21 protein-coding genes, 1 pseudogene and 2 riboswitches are annotated in these 20,392 nt (G+C 68.4%); of the genes and pseudogenes, 11 read left to right on the top strand and 11 right to left on the bottom strand.

From position 1 onward, the window contains the following. Nucleotides 1-312: pseudogene (locus JHC79_RS11090) on the top strand (hypothetical protein); the annotation flags it as partial. A gap of 7 nt (nt 313-319) precedes the next feature. Here JHC79_RS11090 and fmdA read toward each other — a convergent pair. Continuing rightward, nucleotides 320-1,573, bottom strand: coding sequence for a formamidase (fmdA, locus tag JHC79_RS11095; RefSeq protein ID WP_296390622.1), 1,254 nt, complete (start codon nt 1,571-1,573; stop codon nt 320-322). Nucleotides 1,574-1,610: 37 nt separating this feature from the next. Further along, a complete protein-coding gene (locus tag JHC79_RS11100; RefSeq protein WP_296390623.1) occupies nt 1,611-1,904 on the bottom strand; it encodes an FmdB family zinc ribbon protein in 294 nt (97 codons plus the stop codon). A 180-nt stretch (nt 1,905-2,084) separates the two neighbouring features. Between JHC79_RS11100 and JHC79_RS11105 the strand changes: the two genes are divergently transcribed. Genes JHC79_RS11105 through JHC79_RS11115 form a run of 3 tightly spaced genes read left to right on the top strand, consistent with a single transcriptional unit; the run spans nt 2,085 to nt 4,158 of the window. Then, the gene (locus JHC79_RS11105; RefSeq protein WP_296390624.1) at nt 2,085-2,834 is read left to right on the top strand and encodes a hypothetical protein; all 750 of its coding nucleotides are present in this window, start codon (nt 2,085-2,087) and stop codon (nt 2,832-2,834) included. Continuing rightward, nucleotides 2,800-3,327: a hypothetical protein gene (locus JHC79_RS11110; RefSeq protein WP_296390626.1), complete on the top strand. Its 528-nt coding sequence runs from the start codon at nt 2,800-2,802 to the stop codon at nt 3,325-3,327. Before JHC79_RS11105 ends, JHC79_RS11110 begins: the two co-directional genes overlap by 35 nt. 30 nt (nt 3,328-3,357) lie before the next feature. Beyond that, a complete protein-coding gene (locus JHC79_RS11115) occupies nt 3,358-4,158 on the top strand; it encodes an exodeoxyribonuclease III (protein ID WP_296390628.1) in 801 nt (266 codons plus the stop codon). Between the two features lie 15 nt (nt 4,159-4,173). Here JHC79_RS11115 and JHC79_RS11120 read toward each other — a convergent pair whose 3' ends face one another. From JHC79_RS11120 to JHC79_RS11130, 3 genes are all read right to left on the bottom strand, one after another. Further along, the gene (locus JHC79_RS11120) at nt 4,174-5,163 is read right to left on the bottom strand and encodes an ABC transporter substrate-binding protein (RefSeq protein WP_296390630.1); all 990 of its coding nucleotides are present in this window, start codon (nt 5,161-5,163) and stop codon (nt 4,174-4,176) included. 29 nt (nt 5,164-5,192) lie between these two features. Continuing rightward, nucleotides 5,193-5,942: a siderophore-interacting protein gene (locus JHC79_RS11125; RefSeq protein ID WP_296390633.1), complete on the bottom strand. Its 750-nt coding sequence runs from the start codon at nt 5,940-5,942 to the stop codon at nt 5,193-5,195. A gap of 71 nt (nt 5,943-6,013) precedes the next feature. Beyond that, nucleotides 6,014-6,358, bottom strand: coding sequence for a GNAT family N-acetyltransferase (locus JHC79_RS11130; protein ID WP_296390634.1), 345 nt, complete (start codon nt 6,356-6,358; stop codon nt 6,014-6,016). Nucleotides 6,359-6,598: 240 nt separating this feature from the next. Further along, nucleotides 6,599-6,710: riboswitch (TPP riboswitch) on the top strand. Here JHC79_RS11130 and thiC point away from each other — a divergent pair. Both thiC and thiD read left to right on the top strand, forming a co-directional pair. After that, entirely contained in the window at nt 6,701-8,359 is a 1,659-nt protein-coding gene (gene thiC, locus JHC79_RS11135) for a phosphomethylpyrimidine synthase ThiC (protein WP_296390636.1), read from the top strand. It overlaps the preceding riboswitch by 10 nt. Nucleotides 8,360-8,366: 7 nt before the next feature. After that, nucleotides 8,367-9,209 (top strand): bifunctional hydroxymethylpyrimidine kinase/phosphomethylpyrimidine kinase, encoded by an 843-nt coding sequence (gene thiD / locus JHC79_RS11140; protein ID WP_296390639.1) that lies wholly within the window; start codon nt 8,367-8,369, stop codon nt 9,207-9,209. Nucleotides 9,210-9,344: 135 nt separating this feature from the next. On the opposite strand, the gene JHC79_RS11145 is transcribed toward thiD, so the two are convergent. The 5 genes from JHC79_RS11145 to thiO form a co-directional block, all read right to left on the bottom strand. After that, nucleotides 9,345-10,088: an ABC transporter permease gene (locus JHC79_RS11145; RefSeq protein WP_296390641.1), complete on the bottom strand. Its 744-nt coding sequence runs from the start codon at nt 10,086-10,088 to the stop codon at nt 9,345-9,347. Then, nucleotides 10,085-11,068 carry an ABC transporter ATP-binding protein gene (locus JHC79_RS11150; RefSeq protein ID WP_296390642.1) on the bottom strand — a complete coding sequence of 328 codons (984 nt, stop codon included), beginning with the start codon at nt 11,066-11,068 and terminating at the stop codon, nt 10,085-10,087. The genes JHC79_RS11145 and JHC79_RS11150 overlap by 4 nt, the downstream gene beginning before the upstream one ends. An 89-nt stretch (nt 11,069-11,157) precedes the next feature. Next, nucleotides 11,158-11,934 (bottom strand): thiazole synthase, encoded by a 777-nt coding sequence (locus tag JHC79_RS11155; protein WP_296390694.1) that lies wholly within the window; start codon nt 11,932-11,934, stop codon nt 11,158-11,160. A gap of 7 nt (nt 11,935-11,941) precedes the next feature. Further along, complete coding sequence (thiS, locus tag JHC79_RS11160; RefSeq protein WP_296390697.1) at nt 11,942-12,139, bottom strand: sulfur carrier protein ThiS; 198 nt, start codon at nt 12,137-12,139, stop codon at nt 11,942-11,944. Between the two features lie 2 nt (nt 12,140-12,141). Next, nucleotides 12,142-13,197, bottom strand: a complete 1,056-nt coding sequence (thiO, locus tag JHC79_RS11165; protein WP_296390644.1) for a glycine oxidase ThiO — start codon at nt 13,195-13,197, stop codon at nt 12,142-12,144. Continuing rightward, nucleotides 13,194-13,309, bottom strand: a riboswitch (TPP riboswitch). (Overlaps the previous gene by 4 nt.) A 68-nt stretch (nt 13,310-13,377) precedes the next feature. On the opposite strand from thiO, the gene thiE reads away from it, so the two are divergent. Both thiE and JHC79_RS11175 read left to right on the top strand, forming a co-directional pair. Continuing rightward, on the top strand, nt 13,378-14,046 hold the full coding sequence (thiE, locus tag JHC79_RS11170) for a thiamine phosphate synthase (protein ID WP_296390646.1): 669 nt from the start codon (nt 13,378-13,380) through the stop codon (nt 14,044-14,046). Between the two features lie 182 nt (nt 14,047-14,228). After that, the gene (locus JHC79_RS11175) at nt 14,229-14,711 is read left to right on the top strand and encodes a hypothetical protein (RefSeq protein WP_296390648.1); all 483 of its coding nucleotides are present in this window, start codon (nt 14,229-14,231) and stop codon (nt 14,709-14,711) included. Between the two features lie 12 nt (nt 14,712-14,723). Here JHC79_RS11175 and JHC79_RS11180 read toward each other — a convergent pair whose 3' ends face one another. Then, nucleotides 14,724-15,194, bottom strand: coding sequence for an NUDIX hydrolase (locus JHC79_RS11180; RefSeq protein ID WP_296390651.1), 471 nt, complete (start codon nt 15,192-15,194; stop codon nt 14,724-14,726). Between the two features lie 210 nt (nt 15,195-15,404). Between JHC79_RS11180 and JHC79_RS11185 the strand changes: the two genes are divergently transcribed. The 3 genes from JHC79_RS11185 to JHC79_RS11195 are packed head-to-tail and all read left to right on the top strand — an operon-like array spanning nt 15,405 to nt 20,391. After that, nucleotides 15,405-16,853 (top strand): hypothetical protein, encoded by a 1,449-nt coding sequence (locus JHC79_RS11185; protein ID WP_296390653.1) that lies wholly within the window; start codon nt 15,405-15,407, stop codon nt 16,851-16,853. Next, a complete protein-coding gene (locus JHC79_RS11190) occupies nt 16,850-17,842 on the top strand; it encodes a glutamate ABC transporter substrate-binding protein (protein WP_296390655.1) in 993 nt (330 codons plus the stop codon). The genes JHC79_RS11185 and JHC79_RS11190 overlap by 4 nt, the downstream gene beginning before the upstream one ends. A gap of 20 nt (nt 17,843-17,862) precedes the next feature. Next, nucleotides 17,863-20,391: a serine/threonine-protein kinase gene (locus JHC79_RS11195; protein WP_296390657.1), complete on the top strand. Its 2,529-nt coding sequence runs from the start codon at nt 17,863-17,865 to the stop codon at nt 20,389-20,391. Nucleotide 20,392: the final 1 nt, after the last annotated feature.

Consider the following 20,392-nt stretch of genomic DNA (forward strand, 5'->3'; position numbering starts at 1 on the left):
GCGCTGCTCGCGCTCCTGGTGATCGGACTCGCGATCGGCGTCTCGTGCCGCGGTGACGACCAACCGGCCCCCGAACGCAGCACCACCGTCGACTCGACCAGTGAATCGCCGGCGCCGGTCCCGTCGTCGACGGTGCCCATTCCGGAGCCGACCGAGGACCCCACGACAACGGCGGACACCGGCCCCACGCCCGGCCCCGGTCCCGCCGCGCCGGAACAGGCCCCCGGTCAGCAGAAGAAGCAGGACAAGGACAAGCCCGGCGCAGGTGGACCTGCGGGCGGACCCGGGCGGGGCGACAAAGGTCCCGGCTGAGCGACGATCAGAAGCTCGAGTGCGGCGCGCCGATGCCGGGGTCGATCTGGAACGGCCCCGTCGCGCTCGGCGCGATCGGGAAGTCGAAGATGGCGGTCGGGATGTAGACCGTCGCACAGGCATTGGGGATGTCGACAACCCCCGACAGACGGCCTTCGATGGGGGCGGCGCCGAGGAGGAGGTAGGCCTGTTCGGGGCTGTAGCCGAACTTCGTGAGGTAGTCGATGGCATGTAGGCAGGCGCGCTGGTACGACAGATGCGAATCGAGATATCGCTGTTCGCCGTCGAGCGTGACCGACGTCCCGGAGAACGCGATGAACTCCGAGTACTGCGGATCGGTGTTGCCCGGCATGAAGATGGCGTTCTCGCTGACACCGTAGGTGCTCATGCCATCCCGGAGGATCTCGACGCGCAGGTCGATGAACCCGCCCATCTCGATCGCGCCACAGAAGGTGATCTCGCCGTCGCCCTGGGAGAAGTGCAGGTCGCCCACCGAGAGGTTGGCGCCGTCGACGAACACCGGATAGAAGATCCGACTCCCCTTGGTGAGGTTCTTGATGTCCTGGTTGCCGCCGTTCTCGCGCGGCGGTGCGGTGCGGGCCCCCTCGGCGGCAGCGGTGGCGAACGCGTCGCCGGTCAGTGAGCCGAGGATGGCGCTGTCGGCCAACGGGGGCAGCGCCAACGGCGGCACGCGGTCGGGGTCGGTCGCGATCAGGGCGGCCTCGCGGGTGTTCCACGTGCTCAGCAGGTCTTTCGACGGCGCAGTGCCCATCAGACCGGGGTGCACGATGCCGGTGAACTCGACGTGGGGCACGTGGCGAGACGTGGTCTTCTGGCCGCGGAAATCCCAGATCGCCTTGTAGGCATCGGGGAACTGCTCGGTGAGAAAGCCACCGCCGTTGAGGGTCGGGAAGATGCCGGTGTAGCCCCAGCCCTGGCCGGCCAGTAGCCCGGAATCCTCCTGCGGGATCGGACCGAGGTCGAGGATGTCGACGATCAGGAGGTCGCCGGGCTTGGCGCCCTCGACCGCGATCGGCCCGGACAACACGTGTACCCCGGCCAACGGTGCGTCCCGGATGTCGTCGGCCGAGTCGTCGTTGACGATCGCCCCGTCGAACCACTCCCGACAGTGCACCCGGAACGAATCCCCCGGCTTGACCGTCACCGCGGCGGGGATGTCGGGGTGCCACCGGTTGTGACCCACCTTCTCCTGCGCGGTGAACGGCTTGGTCGAATCCAGCGGGAAGATCAACTCGGGCATGGGAATCCGATCTCGGGTGGCGGTGTCGTGGACAGGACTAGGGACGGGGCAGACGGCGGTGTCGGGGATCGGTGGAGACCGGGCGGCGTCGGGTCGAGCCACTCGACGCCGGCACCCCGGACACGACGCGGGGCGCATCGGCGGTGGCCCTGGTGGCGTCCTGCAGCCGCATCGCGACGCTGTCGCCGACCCCGATCGGGACCGCGGTGATTCGACGTCGCGCGGTGGAACCGCAACCGGGACAGTCGATCCCGTCGGGGATCGCGGACATCGGGAACGACCGGTCGAGCGCGGCGCAGCCCTGATCGCAGCGGAAACCGTAGAGCGGCACGGGCGGCTCCTTCGAGAGCGGGGACCTCAGAGGAACGCTAGGACCGATTCATCCCGCTGTCCACACGTGCGTGGATCTCCACCCAGATCTCGACCCACGGGTGGATCCGTCGACCCCACAGGATTCGTAGCGTTTCGATCATCACAGCAACACGTCCGACAATGACGGGAACACGAACCGATGAACGGAATTCTCGAGGTGATCATCGCCATCGCGGTGATCGGCTACCTGCTCGTCCGCCGCGTCCTGGGTGAGCCCGCCGAAGGCAAACGGATGCTGCTGATCCCGGCGATCCTGACGGTGATCGGTCTGGTCCAGGTCACCGAGGTCGACCAGTCCGGGGTGTCCCTCGGATTCCTGGTGGCCTCGACCGTTGTCAGCGTGATCATCGGCGTGCTGCGCGGGGCGAGCGTCCGCGTGTTCGAACGCGACGGGCTGGTGTTCATGAAGTACACCGCCGTGTCGATCGGCTTGCTGGCCGCCAACGTCGTTATCCGACTCGGTGCAGGTCTGCTGCTCGGGGTGATCGACCCGTCCGTGTCGGGCACGGCCGGCAAGGGAGTGCTGCTGGCGCTCGGTGCGAGTCTGCTCGCGGAGGGTGTGGTCGTCCTGTCCAAGGCCGTCAAGACCTCGGGTCGCATCGTGTGGGCGAAGGGACGCAAAGGCGCACCACATCAGACGTCGGCGTTCCTCGACGGTCTACAGGAGCGAGCTCGTGACCGTTTCGACGTCGCGTCGCGACCGGCCGCACCGGGTTCACAGACGACTCCCCTATCCTGGGGCCGCGATGACAGAGCCGATAAACACCCCACCCGAGCCCGAACCGGACACCACTCCGATGTCCCGACGTACGACCATTCTGATCGCGATCGCCGCCGTCCTCGCGATCGTCGTCGTGGCCGGGATCATTCTGGTCGCCGTATCCGGTGACGACGATCCCGCGTCGACCGCATCGTCGTCGTCATCGTCGGTGGTGACCCAAACCGTCACCGAGACGCCGAGCACCACCGAGGCGCCACCGACGACGACCGACGAGACCACCACCGAGGAGACGACCACGACGACCCCGGAGACGTCCGCCTCGTCGAGTACCCCGCAGGACAACCCCGGCGGAATGGTCATCTACGACTGCGGCGGTCAGCCCCAGGTCCGACCGACCGACGTCACCTCGATCTACTGCGGCGACAACTCGGTGTCGGTCAGCGACATCACCTGGACCCGCTGGGGACCGCGCAGCGCCGTGGGCACCGGCACCGAGGCCGTCAACCTCTGCCGCCCCAACTGCGCCGCAGGCAACTACGAGCAGCGTCAGGTCGACGTCGTGCTCGGCGGGCCCGAGCGCAAGACGTTCACCACCATCACGCTCACCGGCGCCGACGGCGTGACCCAGACCTACAAGCTCACCGGCAACGCCCCGAACTGACGGTCCGACTCCGACCCGTAGGGTCGACGCGTGCGTATCGCGACGTGGAATGTGAACTCGATCCGGGCCCGCAGCGAACGCGTGGTCGACTGGCTCGACCGCCACGACGTCGATGTCCTGGCCATCCAGGAGACCAAGTGCACCGACGAGAAGTTCCCTGCGATGGGCTTCGCGGCTGCCGGGTACGAGTTGGCGACCGTCGGCCTCAACCAGTGGAACGGGGTCGCGATCGCGTCGCGCGTGGGCATCGACGACGTCGCCGTCGGCTTCCCCGGCCAGCCGGGCTTCTCCAAGTCCGACGACGTGCCAGCGGTCGTCGAGGCCAGGGCGATCGGCGCCACCTGTGGCGGGGTGCGGGTGTGGAGTCTGTACATCCCGAACGGCCGTGATCTGACCGACCCGCACTACCTCTACAAACTGGAGTGGCTGGCCGCGCTGCGCGACGCGGGGGCGGCATGGCTCGCCGCCGACCCGGACGCACAGATCGCGTTGACCGGCGACTGGAACATCGCCCCGACCGACGACGACGTCTGGGACCCGGCTTATTTCGCGGACAAGACCCATACCTCGCCCGCTGAGCGAGCGGCGTTCGAGGCCGTCGTCGAGGCCGGGTTCGGCGACGTGGTCCGGCCGTTCACACCGGGCCCGGGCGTCTTCACCTACTGGGACTACACCCAGCTCCGGTTCGCACGCCGCGAGGGCATGCGCATCGATTTCTCGCTGTGCTCACCCGCACTCGCCGCGCGGGTCACGGGCGCCGAGATCGACCGCCAGGAACGCAAGGGCAAGGGCGCCAGCGACCATGCCCCGGTCATCGTCGACCTCGACTGAGTCCACACCGACCGTTCAGCTGCGCGCGGCCGCCTGTACCGCAGGTGTGAGCTGGTCGAGCACGTACGGAATCGACAGTGGTGACGGCAGATTGAGCGCGGTGATGTTCGTCAGATCCATCTGGGCGACGGCGTTCGTGCGGACCGCCGTGAGCTGCGCATAACCCGGCAGCGTCTTCAGCTGCGTCGCGAGTTGCGGTGTGCCCGCGGCGATGACGAGCAGATCCGAGTCGAGTTGCGGGACGTTCTCGGTGCTGATCGGGAAACGCGGCAGCCTCTGCTGGGCGGCGATGTCCTGTAGCCGCTGCGGGACGGTCAGTCCGAGATCGGCGAACAAGGCCGTCGCACCGTCTCTCGGATCACCGAGGACCTGGATCTGGTCGGCGGAGAACATGTAGGCGAAGGCGAACGTCTTCCCGGCGAGGCCGGGGTTGTCCCGCTTGATCGTGTCGATCCTGCTTTGTACCCCGTTGACGATCTCGGTCGCCTTGTCGGGTTCGCGAAGCACGGCCCCGAGGAGTCGCACCTGGTCCTGCCACGGGTCGATCTGCTGACCGGTGATGCTCGGGATGGTCGGCGCGATCTGCTTGAGCTTGTCGATCTCGGACGATTCGACGCCGAAGCCGGGCAACAGGATCAGGTCGGGATTCGCGGCCGCGATCTGCGACACCCGGTCGCCGGTGAGGCTGATCTTCGTAGCGTCGCCCAGTTTGCCCTCGGTCCAGGGGGATTGCTTACCGATCTGCTGTTCGGTGGTGGTGCCGTAGGCGACCGGGGTCACCCCGAACGAGAGCACGGCGTCGGTCCACTGGTCGCCGATCGCCGCGATGCGTTCCGGGACGCGGTCGAGGGTGACGCTGCCCGCCGACGTGTTGACGGTGACCGGCGCGACCGAGCCGGATGCGTCGTCACCCTCGTCCGGCGAACTGCAGGCGGCGAGCCCGAGCACGACCAGGGCGACCACTGTGACCGCGACCGATCGCGGCACGCGCTGACAGACATTCATGTGCACTCCTCGCCCCTGAGGCCCGTGATTCATGCAGCGGTCCAGTAGGCCTGCGCCTTGACGGCCTTACGGCTCAGCCCGAAGTCGTTCTTGAAGATCCGCGCGACCGCGCGGGTGTTCGCGGCCTCGAGCGCGACCCACCCGAAGTGATCGGGCGACGTGGCCGCGGCGGCGCGGACGGCGTCGACCAGAGTGCTTGCACCGGGCTCGCGCGCGATCCAGTGCACGGTGTCACCCGGTCGCGTCCGCAGCGGCAGACCGCGGTCGCTCTCGTGCTGGTACTCGAACCAGATCGTCGCCGGGACGGTCGGTGCGGGCGACGTGGAGATCGCGTCGAGGAGCGAGTTGATCGCCGCGAGCGACGCGGGGTCCGCGGCCAGCAGCCAGCCGGTGGGCGCGGGATCGGGGAAGGCAAACTTCGAACCCATCACCGTCGCGTTGATCTCCTGGCCCGGTCGCACCGTCTGGGCCCATCGCGCCGCGGTTCCGTCGTGGATCGCGAACTCGATGTCGAAGGTGTCGGCGGCGGGATCGGCGTCGACGATGGTGTATCCGCGTTGATGCAGCTTGCCGTTCGCCTCGAACCACAGCCGCAACCACATGGTCGGGTGCACCGGCTTTTCCGCGAGCAGCCCTCCGCCGGTGAAACCCACGCGGACGTAGTGCTCGGTGACCACCTCGGCGCGGGTCACCCGCAACGTGTAGTCATCGGCGCCGAAGAGCTTGAGAACAGCCCCCTGCCACCCCTTCGACGGTGCCGCGGTCGCTTGCTCGGCCATTGATGCCCCTCTTCCCTCGTGTTATCGAGGAAGGGTAGCCTAACCAATGGTTGGCCGGAAGCTCAGATTGCTCAGGCGGCGATCGGCGCGACGCCAGGATGGGTCGTCAGGTAGTGCTTGGTGTAGCTGCAGACCGGACGCACCTTCGCGCCCTGGTCAACGACGTAATCGAGCGCGCCCCGAGTCAGGCGGGTCGCGAGACCGTGTCCGGAAAACTCGTCGTAGAGCACGGTGTGCATGATGGTCAGCACCTTCTCGCCGTTGGTCTCGTCGATCGAGTAGCCGAGCACGCCGACCAGGTCGCCGGCGACATAGAGCTCGAAGCGACTCTGTCCGACGTTGTGCACCACCTCGGAAATCTGGTGCAGGATCGATTGCGCCGTCTGCTGCGGCCTCTTCTTACGTCGGACCTGCATGGCGACCTCCTCTCGTTGTGTGACTGCAATCACACTACAGAACCTTTCGGCTACGTAGGCGTAGTTACGTCACGGTTCAGTCACTGATGACCATCCGTTCGGTGGTTACCTGGGGCGTCTCACAACGCCGTCGACGAACCGCGCGCGGTGGTTCCTCGTATGGACGCGCCGCGACCGCGCGCGGTTCCCTTCCGACGGCGAGGGCGTAGCGTGACCGGCAGACCGCTGCGGCGGTCACCCATGAAAATCCACGGGGGCTCTCGCGAACCGAGGGCTGAGATGGCGGCAGGCGGCCGCCGACCGAATGAACCTGACCGGGTAATGCCGGCGTAGGGAGATCTGATGTCGAATTCTGCTGTCGTGACCACCGGACCCATTCGTGGCAGTCACAAGAACTATCGCCTAGTCGACGGGATGAACGTACCCACCCGTCGCGTCGAACTGAGCAACGGCGAGCACCTCGACCTGTACGACACCTCCGGCCCGTACACCGAGACCGATCCGGCGATCGACCTCGACCGGGGGCTCGCACCCGTGCGGGACACCTGGGACCGACCCGATCCCGTCGACGGCGCCGCGACCCAATTGGCCTGGGCGCGTGCGGGAATCGTGACCCCCGAGATGCGGTTCATCGCCGCACGAGAGGGCGTGGAGCCCGAGCTCGTGCGGTCGGAGGTCGCCCGCGGACGGGCGGTGATCCCGGCCAACCATCGCCACCCCGAGTGCGAACCGATGATCATCGGCAAGGCGTTCGCGGTGAAGGTCAACGCCAACATCGGCAACTCGGCGGTCACGTCGTCGGTGGCAGAGGAGGTCGAGAAGATGGTGTGGGCGACCCGGTGGGGCGCCGACACCATCATGGACCTCTCCACCGGCGACGACATCCACCTGACCCGCGAGTGGATCATGCGCAACTCACCCGTGCCGGTCGGCACCGTCCCGATCTACCAGGCGCTGGAGAAGTGCAAGGGCGACCCCACCACTCTCACGTGGGAGATGTACCGCGACACGGTGATCGAGCAGGCCGAGCAGGGCGTCGACTACATGACGGTGCACGCCGGCGTGCTGCTGCGCTACGTGCCGCTCACCGCGCGACGGGTCACCGGCATCGTCTCCCGCGGTGGTTCGATCATGGCCGCCTGGTGCCTGGCACATCACGAGGAGTCGTTCCTCTACACGCACTTCGACGAGCTGTGTGAGATCTTCCGACGCTACGACATCACCTTCTCGCTGGGGGACGGCCTGCGGCCGGGGTCGATCGCCGACGCCAACGACGAAGCGCAGTTCGCCGAGCTGCGCACTCTGGGCGAGCTGACGAAGATCGCCAAATCCCATGGTGTGCAGGTGATGATCGAGGGCCCGGGGCATGTCCCGATGCACAAGATCGTCGAGAACGTCCGCCTCGAGGAGGAGCTCTGCGACGAGGCGCCGTTCTACACGCTCGGCCCGCTGGCCACCGACATCGCGCCGGCCTACGACCACATCACCTCGGCCATCGGCGCCGCGATGATCGCCCAGGCCGGGACCGCGATGCTCTGTTATGTCACGCCCAAAGAGCATCTGGGCCTGCCGAACCGGGACGACGTGAAGGTCGGGGTGATCACCTACAAGATCGCCGCGCACGCGGCAGACCTGGCCAAGGAGCATCCCCGCGCCCAGGAACGCGACGACGCACTGTCGCGGGCACGGTTCGAGTTCCGGTGGAACGACCAGTTCAACCTGTCGCTCGATCCGGACACCGCCGTCGAGTACCACGACGAGACGCTGCCCGCCGAGCCCGCGAAGACCGCGCACTTCTGTTCGATGTGCGGTCCGAAGTTCTGTTCGATGCGGATCTCGGCCGACGTGCGTCAGTTCGCCGAGGACCACAACCTGCGCACCCAGGCCGACATCGACGCGATGCTGAACGCGGAGATGGATCGCAAGTCCGCGGAGTTCGTGGCGTCGGGAAAGCAGGTCTATCTCGACATCACACCGGCCGTCAGCACGCACCAGGGATGATGAGCTGATGAAGCTGCTGCCACCCGCCCCGCTGGGACAGACGCCGGTCCGTGCGATGACGATCGCGGGGACCGACTCCGGCGGCGGGGCGGGGGTCGCGGCCGACCTGCGCACGATGGCGTTGGCCGGTGTGCACGGGTGTGTGGCCGTGACGGCGGTGACCGTGCAGAACACGCTCGGCGTCTCCGGTGTCCACACCATCCCCCCGGAGACGGTGGCCGGTCAGATCCGCACGGTCGTCACCGACATCGGGATCGGGGCTGCGAAGACCGGGATGCTCGCCACCGGCGCGATCATCGACGCGATCGTCGACGTGGCCGCCGAGGTCGGGATCGGTCGCGACCGTCCGATCCCGCTGGTGGTCGACCCGGTCTGCGCCTCGATGCACGGCCACCAGCTGCTGGCCACCGAGGCCATGGACTCGCTCCGCGAGCGGCTCATCCCGATCGCCACCGTCGTCACGCCGAACCTCGACGAGGTCGCGCTGATCACCGGCATCACCGTCGTCGATGACGACACCCAGCGTGCCGCCGCCATCGAGCTGCACGCGATGGGTGCACAGTGGGCGCTGGTCAAGGGCGGGCATCTGCGCTCGAGCCCGTTCAGTCCCGATCTGCTCTACGACGGCGAGACGTTCCTCGAACTCGACCACGAGCGCATCGACACCCCCCACGATCACGGCGCAGGCGACACCCTCGCCTCGGCCATGTGCTGCGCTCTCGCGCACGGGTTGTCGGTGCCGGACGCCCTGCGGTTCGCCAAGGACTGGGTCACCGAGTCGATTCGCTGGTCCTATCCACTGGGCGCGGGGCACGGTCCGGTCAACCCGCTGTGGCGGGTGTCCGACTAGCCGCCGAGCGTGCCCAGAACGCTCGCTGAGCGTGCCGAAATGACCGTCGAGCGTGCAGCGCTTCGACTCTGACGTGATGTCAGGGCAAGACTGCTGCACGCTCGGCGGGCGATTTCGGCACGCTCGGCGGCTGTTTCAGGCGTCGCGCTTCTTGGTGAAAAAGACCCCGAGACCGAAGATGATCAGCGAGATGACCGCGAAGTAGGCGATCGATCCGTATGCGTTCCACGGGAAATCGATCGATGTGTCGCGTTCGGTCAGGAACCGGGCCGCGTTGTTGAACGGCAGGTACGGGCTCACCGCGTCACCGAACTTGGGGATGATGCCGATGATCCCTTCGAGGGCCAGCGTCCAGATGAGCAGCACGACGATGGCGCCCGCGGTCTGGCGGACGATGGCGCCGATACCGAGACCGATCAGGATGCACAGCAGCGTGTAGACCGGGATGCCCCAGTACTGACGGATCGCGTCGGAGCCGACGAGGTCCATGTTGTTGCCCGACAACGCCTTGCCCAGCAGCAGGGCCACGATGCCGAGGATCAGCGTGACGACGACCGAGAGCCCGCCGTAGATCACGGCTTTCGCGCCGAGGACGACCTCGCGCCGTGGGATCGCCTGGTAGGTGGTGCGGATGGTGCCGAAGCGGAACTCACTGGTGACGGCCAGCACGGCCATGATCATCAGCACGATCACACCGATCTGGCTGACGCCGGTGGTGTAGTCGGAGGCGTAGATGCTCTCCGAGTCGTCACCGGATGCGAACGCACCGATCAGGACGCTGAACAGGATCGCGAGCAGCGCGACGATGGCGACGCACCAGTACGGCGACTTGGTGCTGAGCAGCTTGATGCGCTCGGCGTTGAGGGCGTTGACCATCATTGCGGTCCTCCGTGGTTCGGGTGGTTGGCATTCTGCGGTCCGGGGGCGTTCGGCGGATGACCCGCGGGCCCACCCGGATTGCCTTGGTACTGAACCGATCCTGCGGTGAGCGTCATGAACACCTCCTCCAGCGATGCCGTGCTGCCGGACAGTTCGTGCAGCGCGATGGCGTTGGCGGCGGCGATGTCGCCGACCTGGTCGGTGGTCACGTCGAGCAGGTTGAGTGCGGGCGATCCGTCGGTGGCCGGGGTGGCCTGTAGCCCGGCACGGGTCAGTGCCTCGTGCAACTGCGCCAGTTGCGGACTGCGCACGGTGACGGTGCGCTGTGCCTGGCTGGTGAACTCCTTGACCGAGCAGTCGGCGATGAGCCGGCCCTGGCCGATGACCACGAGGTGCTCGGCGGTCAGCGACATCTCGGTCAGCAGGTGGCTTGACACCAGGACCGTCCGTCCCTGCGCGGCGAGTGCGCGCATGAACTTGCGGATCCAGACGATGCCCTCGGGATCGAGTCCGTTGACCGGCTCGTCGAACAGGAGCACACCGGGGTCACCCAGGAGAGCGCCGGCGAGGCCGAGTCGCTGGGACATGCCCAGAGAGAACCCGCCGGCCTTCTTCCCCGCGACCGCGGTGAGTCCCACGTCCTCGAGGACCTGGTCGACCCGGGTCGTCGGGATCCCGTTGGACGCGGCCATCCAGCGCAGGTGCGAGCGCGCCGAGCGGTTGGGGTGCACCCATTTCGCGTCGAGCAGCGCACCGACCTGCCGCAGCGGGTCCTTCAGGGAGCGGTAGTCCTGCCCGTTGATGGTCGCCCGGCCCGCGGTGGGGTTGTCGAGTCCGAGCATCATGCGCATGGTCGTGGACTTGCCCGCACCGTTGGGTCCGAGGAAGCCGGTGACCATGCCCGGCTTCACACCGAAGGTCAGATTGTCGACCGCACGGGTCGGCCCGTATGTCTTGGTCAGTCCTTCAACATTGATCACACACCGGACTATGCCAGGGATGTCCGGTCCGGTGGATCAGCCGATGGATTGAGTTTCCGCAGGCGAATCCCTCGACCGAAGGGTGGACCTCAGTCCCGCGCGGGTGACGAGGCCTGGGCCCAGAATCGTTTGGGGATCCGTCCCGCGCCGCGCGCGAGGCACCCGGCGTGCACGGCCGCCGACATCGCCGACGCCATCGAGACCGGGTCGTCGGCCCGGTTGACCGCCGACGCCAACAGCACGCCGTCGCAGCCGAGTTCCATGGCCAGCGCGGCGTCACTGGCGGTCCCGATGCCGGCGTCGAGGATGATCGGCACCGTCGCCGACGCCACGATCATCTCCAGGTTGTGCGGATTGGCGATGCCCAGTCCGGTGCCGATCGGCGATCCCAGCGGCATCACCGCGGCGACCCCGCAGTCACGGAGGCGGGCCGCGAGTATCGGATCGTCGTTGGTATAGGCGAGAACGACGAACCCGTCGTCGACAAGGGTCGCCGCCGCGTCGAGGAGTTCGATCGGATCCGGCAGCAGGGTCCGGTCGTCGCCGGCGATCTCGAGTTTAATCAGATCGGTCTCGAGCGCGTCACGCGCGAGCTGCGCGGTCAGCGTCGCCTCGGCCGCGGTCCGACACCCCGCGGTGTTCGGCAGCACGTCGATGTCAAGACGGCGCAACAGATCCACCACCCCGGGGCCGCCGCCGGAGTCCGCCCGGCGCATCGCGACGGTGGTGAGTTCGGTGCCCGAGGCCACCAGCGCGCGTTCGAGGACATCGAGGTTCGCCGCGCCACCGGTACCCATGATCAGCCGCGAACGGTAGACGCGTGATCCGATTTGCAGGCCCTCGGCGACAACGTCGTCGGTCGGCACCGCCACCTCAACCACCCTGCACGGCGGTGAGGATGTCGATGCGCGCCCCGTCGGGAAGCGGTGCGTCCCAGGTGCCGCGATGGTGCAACACACCGTCGACGGCGATCGCGACTCCACGCTCCGGCAACCCGAGGACGGCCAGCAGGGCGGCAGCCGTCGTGCCGTCGGCCACCTCCTTCTCGTCGCCGTTGACCTCGATGGTGATCGTCATGTGAACCTCCTCGGATCCAGCGTCGCGGACCACCGGGGATCCACGGTCCCGTCGAGGTGGTCGGTGACCAGCTCGGCGGTGATGGGCGCCAACATGATCCCGTTGCGCCCGTGTCCGGCGGCGAGGACGGTTCGATCGTCGATCCGACCGATCAGGGGCAACGCGTCGGGTGTCACCGGACGCATCCCGCCGCCGACCTCGCTCACGCGGTACTCGGCGAGCCCGGGCATCACCTCGATGGCGTCGGCGAGCAAATCGGCCACGCCGCCCGCGCGGGGATCGGGATCGGTCTCGATCCCGACCTCGTACTGCGTCGCCCCGACCACCACGCCGTCGTGGCGCGGAACCAGGTAGACGAGTCGCCCGCGCCAGCGCGCGCGGATGACGTTGTCTGGTGGGGGCGGTGCGGTCGGCGGCCTGCGCAGCCGGATGATCTCGCCCTTCTCGGCCCGGACGGCCGCGGGCGGCCACAACCGGCCCGTACCGACACCGGCGGCGACGACCACCTGGTCGGCGTCGAGCTCGCTGATGTCTGTCACGTGGTGCGCGCGCACCGCGACCCCCGCGTCGGTCGCCGCGGTGCGCAGCGCTTGCAGCAGCGCGCGGTTGTCCACCGCACCCTCGCCCATCGCCAGGTACCCGCGTCGCACCGAGCTGCCCAGCCCCGGCGACACCGACCGGATGTCTTTGCCGCTCAGTGGTTTCATGGCGAGTCCGTGACCGAGGAGGTAATCGGATCGGGTCGCGAGCTCGTGGGCGTCGGCGGTGTCGGCGGCGATCAGCAGCGTGTCGGTGGCCACCGAGATCGCCGGATCGGCCAGCGCCGTCAGCACGACGGGCCACCTCCGGGCCGACTCGCGTGCGAGGTCGAGCGCGGTGTCCTCACCGGGCCGGGCCTCGCCCATGCAGCCCAACATCCCACCGGCGACCCAGGACGCCGAGTCGGCGATGTCATGTTCGTGGACGGTTGTGTCCCAGCCTTTTCGGGCGGCACGCCACGCGATCATGGACCCGATGACCCCGCCGCCGACCACTGCCAGCGTTCGTCCCATCGACTGCTCACCTCGTTCCTACGCCGGCATTACCCGGATCAGGTGTGACGGTCAGCGACGTCTCGGTCGCACTCTCAGCCCGGCGATCTCCCGGGCCCCCGCGTGTGTGTGGCCAGCCTACCGCCCTGCGCGGAACCTCCCCGGAGCGAGCCGGGCCCTGGCGCCATTAGATTGGCCACCGTGGATGCCCGAGATCGTTTGTCCGACGCCCGGCTCTATCTGTGCACCGACGCCCGACGCGAACGTGGGGACCTGATCTCATTCGTCGACCAGGTGCTGGCGGGCGGCGTCGACATCGTCCAGTTGCGCGACAAGGGGTCGGCGGGCGAGACCGAGTTCGGCGCGCTGGAGGCCGCGCGGGAGCTCGAGCTGCTGGCACAGCTGCGGGAGGTCACCATCCGGCACGGCGCCCTGTTGGCGGTCAACGACCGCGCCGACATCGCCGCCACCGCCCAGGCCGACGTGCTCCACCTCGGCCAGGACGACCTGCCGCCCACCGCCGCCCGCCGCATCGTCGGCGCCGACGTGGTCATCGGTCGGTCCACCCACGACGACGCCCAGGCCCGCGCGGCCGACGCCGACCCCGACGTCGACTACTTCTGCACCGGGCCGTGCTGGCCGACTCCCACCAAACCCGGTCGTCCCGCTGCAGGCCTCGGCCTCGTGAACGACGTCGCGGGCCGACCCACACGGGCACCGTGGTTCGCCATCGGCGGGATCGACGAGACGCGTCTGCCGGAGGTGCTCGCGGCCGGCGCCGAGCGCATCGTGGTGGTCCGCGCATTGACCCACGCGGCCGACCCGCGCGCGGCGGCGTCGGCTCTGCGGAAACAGATCACAGCAAACTAACGATGTCACAAAGGTGAATTGAGAACGGTTGCCACGGCACGCTCGTCGGGCTTACGCTCGACCCGCCATGACGCGCCTGCTCGTAGTAACCCGCCGCAGCGGGGTCTGATCCGACCGACCCCCCGCTGCGGGTCGTCGCGCCTGTTCGTTGGTCACTTCTCTCCTCTCGGAAAGACCACGTCATGAACTCAGCACCACACGCTCCCGACACCGTCGAGCGTTCCCGGCCCACACCGTCCGACCCGGCCGAGGCTCACTTCCGTTCCCCCCTGCCCCGCGGACTGCGCGACGTCGCACACGCGTTGAGCTGGGACAACTTCTACGCGACGTACGCGTGCGCCGGCGGCATCCGCCTGGGCAGCTGGTCGGCGACGCCCGGTCGTGGGGGTCTGATCGATTACCAGGCCACCATCGCCATCGGCGACCGCATCTGGTCGTTGCGGGAGTCGTCCACCGGCGCGATCGGCGCGATCACGGCCATGCTGCATGCGTTGGGGACCCCGATCGAGATCGTCAGCCTGCACCACCAGCGAACCGCCGACGGGTATGCGGGCTTCGTGCTGTGCGACGTCCGCGGCATCTCGAGCTGGGGCCTCGGCGTCGACGAGACCGCCGAGGCGGCCTACGTCAAGGCGATGATCTCGGCCGTCAACCGCTTGGGCTGAGAGACGAGGTCTCTACAGTCGACCGAGCGTGGACCGGAGCGTCGGCCAGCTGCGGGCGAACGCCGGGTGCAACGGCAGCTCGTCGACTCCGTGTTCGCTGACCCAGCGCAGCTCGGCCGACTCCACGTTCGCGACCGTGTCCACCGGGGTGTCGACGTCGGCGATGACGGTCGTGTAGGTCCACCCGCTCTCCGCCTCGTGGGTCACCAGCGATTCGCGGACGGTCAGCATCGTGCGCACGATGCCCGCTTCCTCGTCGGCCTCGCGCATCGCGGTGTCCTCGGGGGTCTCGTGCGAGTCACGTGCCCCACCGGGCAGACCCCACGTCCCGCCCTGATGGCTCCACAACGCGCGATGCTGCAGCAGGATCCCCGTGGTGCCGTCGGCCAGCGGCGCACGCAGCAGCAGCCCGGCCGCGCCGTGGCGACCCCAGTAGCGAGCACCGTCGGGGTCGAACACCCAACCGTCACCGTCTCCCCGCACCGCGCGTCCACCTCCTCCGCTCATCACGCTCCGGCGTGCCGCACCGACCGCCCTTCCCCGCAACCGTACGCAAACGGCAACAGACCACGGTGATCCCATGTCGCGATTAGAGTCGACCACGGAAGTCTTCAAGATCCGCCCGCGGAGCGAGAATCCGTCGGCATCGGCGTGGGCACACCCACGGATCGGGTAGTAGAAGGGACCTCGTCAGTGACCGGCGAAGCGGCGTCCGTGCGCTCCCGACTGACCCGTGGGACGACGACCATCCCCCGACCGATGTTGCGCCGCTCCGACCCCCGACCCGACCGCCGCGGTCCCCTGGGCCGCCGCGGCGCACGCGCCGAGCGTCGCGAGCTGCTCACCTACGCCCGCGACCGCGCGCAGTCCCCGCTCACATCGCTGCGTCATCTGGCCGGGACGAGTCCGGGCAAGCTGTTCATCATCGCCGCGGTCCTGTTCATCGGCGCGATCGCGACCGGGTGGTACTCCTCGATCAGCCTGGACAATCGAACCGCCGCCCTGCAGGCAACCATCTCCGACACCGAGCCCATCGCCGAGTCGTCGCAGATCCTCTACAGCAACCTGTCCATCGCCGACGCGTCTGCGAACGCCGCGTTCATCTCCGGCGGACTCGAGCCCGCGGCGGTACGCAGTCGCTACTCCACCGCGGTCGCCACCGCGGCGCAGGCACTGATCCAGGCGGCGAGCGGTACCGCCGAGGAGAACATGGACGTCCGGGCCGACCTGGACACCCTCGCCGAACGCCTCCCCGTCTACACCGGTCTGATCGAGTCGGCGCGGACCAACAACCGGCTCGGGAACCCGGTGGGTTCGGCCTACCTCGGTGAGGCGTCGAACCTCATGCAGACGACGATCCTGCCCGCCGCCGAGCGCCTGTACACCGCGCGGTCGAGGGCGATCAGCGATCCACAGAACCGGTTCACCAGCCCGCCGTGGGGTGTCTACGCCGCACTGACCATCCTGCTGCTGGCGTTCGTCGGCGCCCACTACTACCTGGCGCGCCGCACCCGCCGCCGGTTGAACCTGGGGATGTTGCTGGCCATCGGCGCGATCGTCATCGCACTGCTGTGGGTGCTGGTGGGCAGCCTCCTGTCGGTGTCGTCGACCAACAGCGCCGAGACCCGCGGCGCGCAACCGCTGCGGGAGCTGACCTCGGCGCGCATCCAGGCGCAGCAGGCCCGATCGGCCGAGACGCTGTCGCTGGCCCGGCGCGGGGACCGGGCGCTGCTCGAATCCCAGTTCACGGATGCGGGCGGCAAGATCCGGACGACCCTGACGGCCTATCTCGACGACAACGACGACGCCGATGCCGACGCGGCCGTCCGTCGCGCCCAGACCGCGCTATCCGCGTGGGCCGACGCCCATGCAGCCACCGTCGAGCGGACCAACGCCGGCGACTTCAACGGCGCGACGGCCATGGCCGTCGGCGACAACCCCGACGGTGCGGCCGCGGCCTACACCCAGCTCGACGCCGCGCTGGTCGAGGGCATCACCACCACCAGGACCACCTTCCGCGACGACATCAACACCGCCCGGGTGGTCATCGGCTACGCGGGCGGCGGAGCGCTCATCCTCGGTCTCATCGCGGCCGCGACCAGCGCACTCGGCATGGTGCCGCGGATCCGGGAGTACCGATGACCCGCACGCCGTCGAGACGGGTCGGCGTGTTCGCGGTGATCCTCGCCCTCGTCACGCTCGGCGTCACGAGCTGCCTCAATGCGCCCGCGCCGCCCGACGATCCGCCGTCGGCCAGCGCCATCGCGCCCACGCCGCCCGGTCTGACGGTGAACGCGCCGGTCGAGCCGCCGCCGAACCAGAACACCTGTGACGCGACCGCCAGCCTGCGACCCGGTCCGCTGCCGCCGGTCGGGCGGATGCCCCGCGGCTCGGCGATGGACGCGATCTTCGCGCGGGGCCGGTTGATCGTCGGACTCGACATCGGGTCGAACCTGTTCAGCTTCCGCGACCCCATCAGCGGCGACATCGAGGGCTTCGACGTCGACATCGCCAAGGAGATCGCGCGGGCGATCTTCGGCGACCCCGAACGCGTCGAGTACCGCATCCTCAACTCCAACGAGCGGATCAGCGCGCTGCAGAACCGCGAGGTCGACGTGGTGGTCAAGACGCTGAGCATCACCTGCGACCGCGCCAGGGACATCGCCTTCTCGACGGTGTACTACGAGGCGTCGCAACGGATCCTGTCCTTGCGCAGTTCGCCGATCAGCAACGCCAACGACCTCGCAGGCAAGCGCGTGTGCGCAGCACGCGGCACCACCTCCATCGGTCGGCTGCAACAGCGGGTGCCCAGCGTGCGGATGTCGACCGTGAGCACCTGGGCGGACTGCCTGGTCGTGCTGCAGCAGGGAGCGGTCGACGCGGTGTCCACCGACGACGCCATCCTCGCCGGTCTGGCCACCCAGGACCCGTACGTCCATGTCGTCGGTGCGAGCCTCGGCGAGGAGCCGTACGGCGTCGGTGTCAACCTCGAACAACCCGATCTGGTGCGCTTCGTCAACGGCGTGCTCGACAAGATCCGCGCCGACGGCACCTGGTACGAGATCTACAATCGGTGGCTCTCCATCCTGGGACCGATCTACTACCCGCCACAACCGACCTACCGCGACTGACGAGGGGGTGACGACGAGCGATGACCGATCGAGATGACGACCGCGACGACGGTGACGGCTCGGTGTCCACCCGAGCGGTGACCCGCGCCGATCTCGGTGTCGATGCCCCGGATCACGACACCCCGGATTCCGACTCCCCCGCCGACGACCGCGAACATTCGGAGGACTCGGCCCGCCCCGGGGACGACGTCGAGGTCGCGACGCAGGCCGCGGTACCCGACATCGCCACGCAGGCCGCGGTACCCGACATCGCCACGCAGGCCGCGGTACCCGACGTCGCGACGCAGGCGGTCGCGTCCCCGGATGCCGGCCCGTCGAGCTCGGCCACCACCGACGACACCGGCACCCGCATGGCGCCCCCGCTGCACAAGGTGTCCGGTCGTCGGAAGCGCAAGAAGCGTCGCCTCGGCGTCGGACTGGTCGAGGTCGCATGGGTCCGCGACATCGAGCCCGAGGACGCGGTGATGACCGACCCCGTCATCCCGGAGAGCAAGCGGGACTGCTGGCAGTGCGGGCGCGCCATCGGCCGGTCCGCCGGCCCCGACGTAGGCCCGCTCACCGGAGACTGTCCGCACTGCGGTGCGCACTACTCGTTCGTGCCCGGTCTCGCGCCGGGGACCATCGTCGCCGACCAGTACGAGATCACCGGGGCGATCGCGCACGGCGGTCTCGGATGGATCTACCTCGCCTTCGACCGCAACGTCTCCGATCGCGCGGTCGTGCTCAAGGGCCTGCTGAACTCGAAAGACGCCGAAGCGCAGGCGGTCGCGTTCGCCGAGCGCCAGTTCCTCGCGTCGGTGTCGCACCCCAACATCGTCAAGATCTTCAACTTCGTCGAACACCACGACGTGAGCGGGGCGACCTTCGGCTACATCGTGATGGAGTACGTCGGCGGCGCGACGCTCAAGAGCCTGACCACCGTCGACGGCGACTCGTCGCATCGCACCCATCTCCCCGTCGAGCAGGCGATCGCCTATCTGCTCGAGGTGATGCCCGCGCTGTCGTATCTGCACTCGATCGGGTTGGTGTTCAACGACATCAAGCCGGAGAACATCATGATCGGCGGCGACGAGGTCAAGCTCATCGACCTCGGAGCCGTCTCCCCCATCAACGGGTACGGACACCTCTACGGCACACCGGGTTTCCAGGCGCCGGAGATCGTCAAGACCGGCCCGCAGATCGCCACCGACGTCTACAGCATCGGCCGCACCCTGGCGGTGCTCACCGTACCGATGCCCATGGAGAACGGCCGATACGTCGACGGCCTGCCCGGAGTCGACGCGTCGAAGGTGCTGGCCGACAACGAATCGTTCCGGCGCCTGCTGCAGCGCGCCACCGACCCCGACCCCGAACACCGCTTCGCCTCCGCGGACGAGATGACCACCCAGATGGTCAACGTCCTGCGCGAGACCGTCGCGCGGACAACCGGCGTGCCCCGCCCGGCGTTGTCGTCGGTGTTCACCCCGCAGCGCACCACGTTCGGCACCGACCTGTTGCTCGGTCCGGTGGACGGGTTCTTCGATCCGATCAACTCCGAGACGTTCCTCGACCCCGACGACATCGCGGCCGCACTACCGGTGCCGCTGGTCGATCAGCTCGATCCGGCTGCCGGACTGTTGAACTCGGCCCAGTTGTCCGAACCCAACCAGACACTCGACACGATCCGGTCGGCCAAACAGGACGGGTTGTCGTCGTTGATCGGCACCGACCCGTCCGACGACCACCCGTCGCTCGAGGTCGATCTGGCCGAGGCCCGCGCCTACATCGAGCTCGGCGATGTCGACACCGCGCTCGGCCTGCTCGACATCACCTCCCGGCACCACCAGCACTCGTGGCGGATCGAGTGGTATCTGGGTATCTGCGCGCTGATGAACTCCGAACCCGAACTCGCGCACGAACGATTCGCGTCGGTGCTGATCGCCATGCCGGGTGAGGTCGCGCCCAAGCTGGCCGTCGCCGCGACCGCGGAGCTGATCGGTCGGTGGTTGCGCCGTGAGGCGGGCGAGTCGGCCGAGCGGGACACGTCGATCAAGCGGTGGAACGCGGTGGCGCTACGGGAGTACACCGCGCTGTGGCAGACCGACCGCGGCATCGTCACCGCCGCGTTCGGTGTCGCCCGGATGCGTTTCACCGCAGGCGATGTCGAGGCGACGGTCAAGGCACTCGACGACGTCCCGGCCACCAGCAGGCACTTCAACACCGCGTCGTGCACGGCGGTGCTGGCGCTGGTGCACGGACGCGAACCGGAGCAGGTGACCGGCGAGCAGATCCGCGAGGCCGCCCGCCGTCTGGCCGCGATGCCCGAGACCGAACCGCGTAAGCCGCGGTTGTCGATCATGGTGTTGGGAACCGCACTCGGGTGGCTCGGTGTCCACCCCGACCGCGCCTCGGACAACATCTCGCTGCTCGGGTTCCCGTTCACCGAACACGGATTGCGCGCCGGGCTGGAACGGTCGCTGCGCCGACTCGCACGCGCCACCGTCGATCGCGAGCAGCGTTTCAACCTGATCGACCTGGCCAACCTCATCCGGCCGCACACCCTGTTCTGAC

The organism is Williamsia sp. (genome assembly GCF_016462415.1).
Lineage (GTDB): Bacteria > Actinomycetota > Actinomycetes > Mycobacteriales > Mycobacteriaceae > Williamsia_A.

What these genes read in the sequence shown, in the direction of transcription:
- thiD (WP_296390639.1), top strand. Translation starts at nt 8,367, where the DNA reads ATGAAGCTGCTGCCACCCGCCCCGCTGGGACAGACGCCGGTCCGTGCG.
- JHC79_RS11105 (WP_296390624.1), top strand. Translation starts at nt 2,085, where the DNA reads ATGAACGGAATTCTCGAGGTGATCATCGCCATCGCGGTGATCGGCTAC.
- JHC79_RS11145 (WP_296390641.1), bottom strand. Translation starts at nt 10,088, where the DNA reads ATGATGGTCAACGCCCTCAACGCCGAGCGCATCAAGCTGCTCAGCACC.
- JHC79_RS11175 (WP_296390648.1), top strand. Translation starts at nt 14,229, where the DNA reads ATGAACTCAGCACCACACGCTCCCGACACCGTCGAGCGTTCCCGGCCC.
- thiO (WP_296390644.1), bottom strand. Translation starts at nt 13,197, where the DNA reads ATGGGACGAACGCTGGCAGTGGTCGGCGGCGGGGTCATCGGGTCCATG.
- JHC79_RS11120 (WP_296390630.1), bottom strand. Translation starts at nt 5,163, where the DNA reads ATGAATGTCTGTCAGCGCGTGCCGCGATCGGTCGCGGTCACAGTGGTC.
- JHC79_RS11130 (WP_296390634.1), bottom strand. Translation starts at nt 6,358, where the DNA reads ATGCAGGTCCGACGTAAGAAGAGGCCGCAGCAGACGGCGCAATCGATC.
- fmdA (WP_296390622.1), bottom strand. Translation starts at nt 1,573, where the DNA reads ATGCCCGAGTTGATCTTCCCGCTGGATTCGACCAAGCCGTTCACCGCG.
- JHC79_RS11190 (WP_296390655.1), top strand. Translation starts at nt 16,850, where the DNA reads ATGACCCGCACGCCGTCGAGACGGGTCGGCGTGTTCGCGGTGATCCTC.
- thiC (WP_296390636.1), top strand. Translation starts at nt 6,701, where the DNA reads ATGTCGAATTCTGCTGTCGTGACCACCGGACCCATTCGTGGCAGTCAC.
- JHC79_RS11125 (WP_296390633.1), bottom strand. Translation starts at nt 5,942, where the DNA reads ATGGCCGAGCAAGCGACCGCGGCACCGTCGAAGGGGTGGCAGGGGGCT.
- JHC79_RS11195 (WP_296390657.1), top strand. Translation starts at nt 17,863, where the DNA reads ATGACCGATCGAGATGACGACCGCGACGACGGTGACGGCTCGGTGTCC.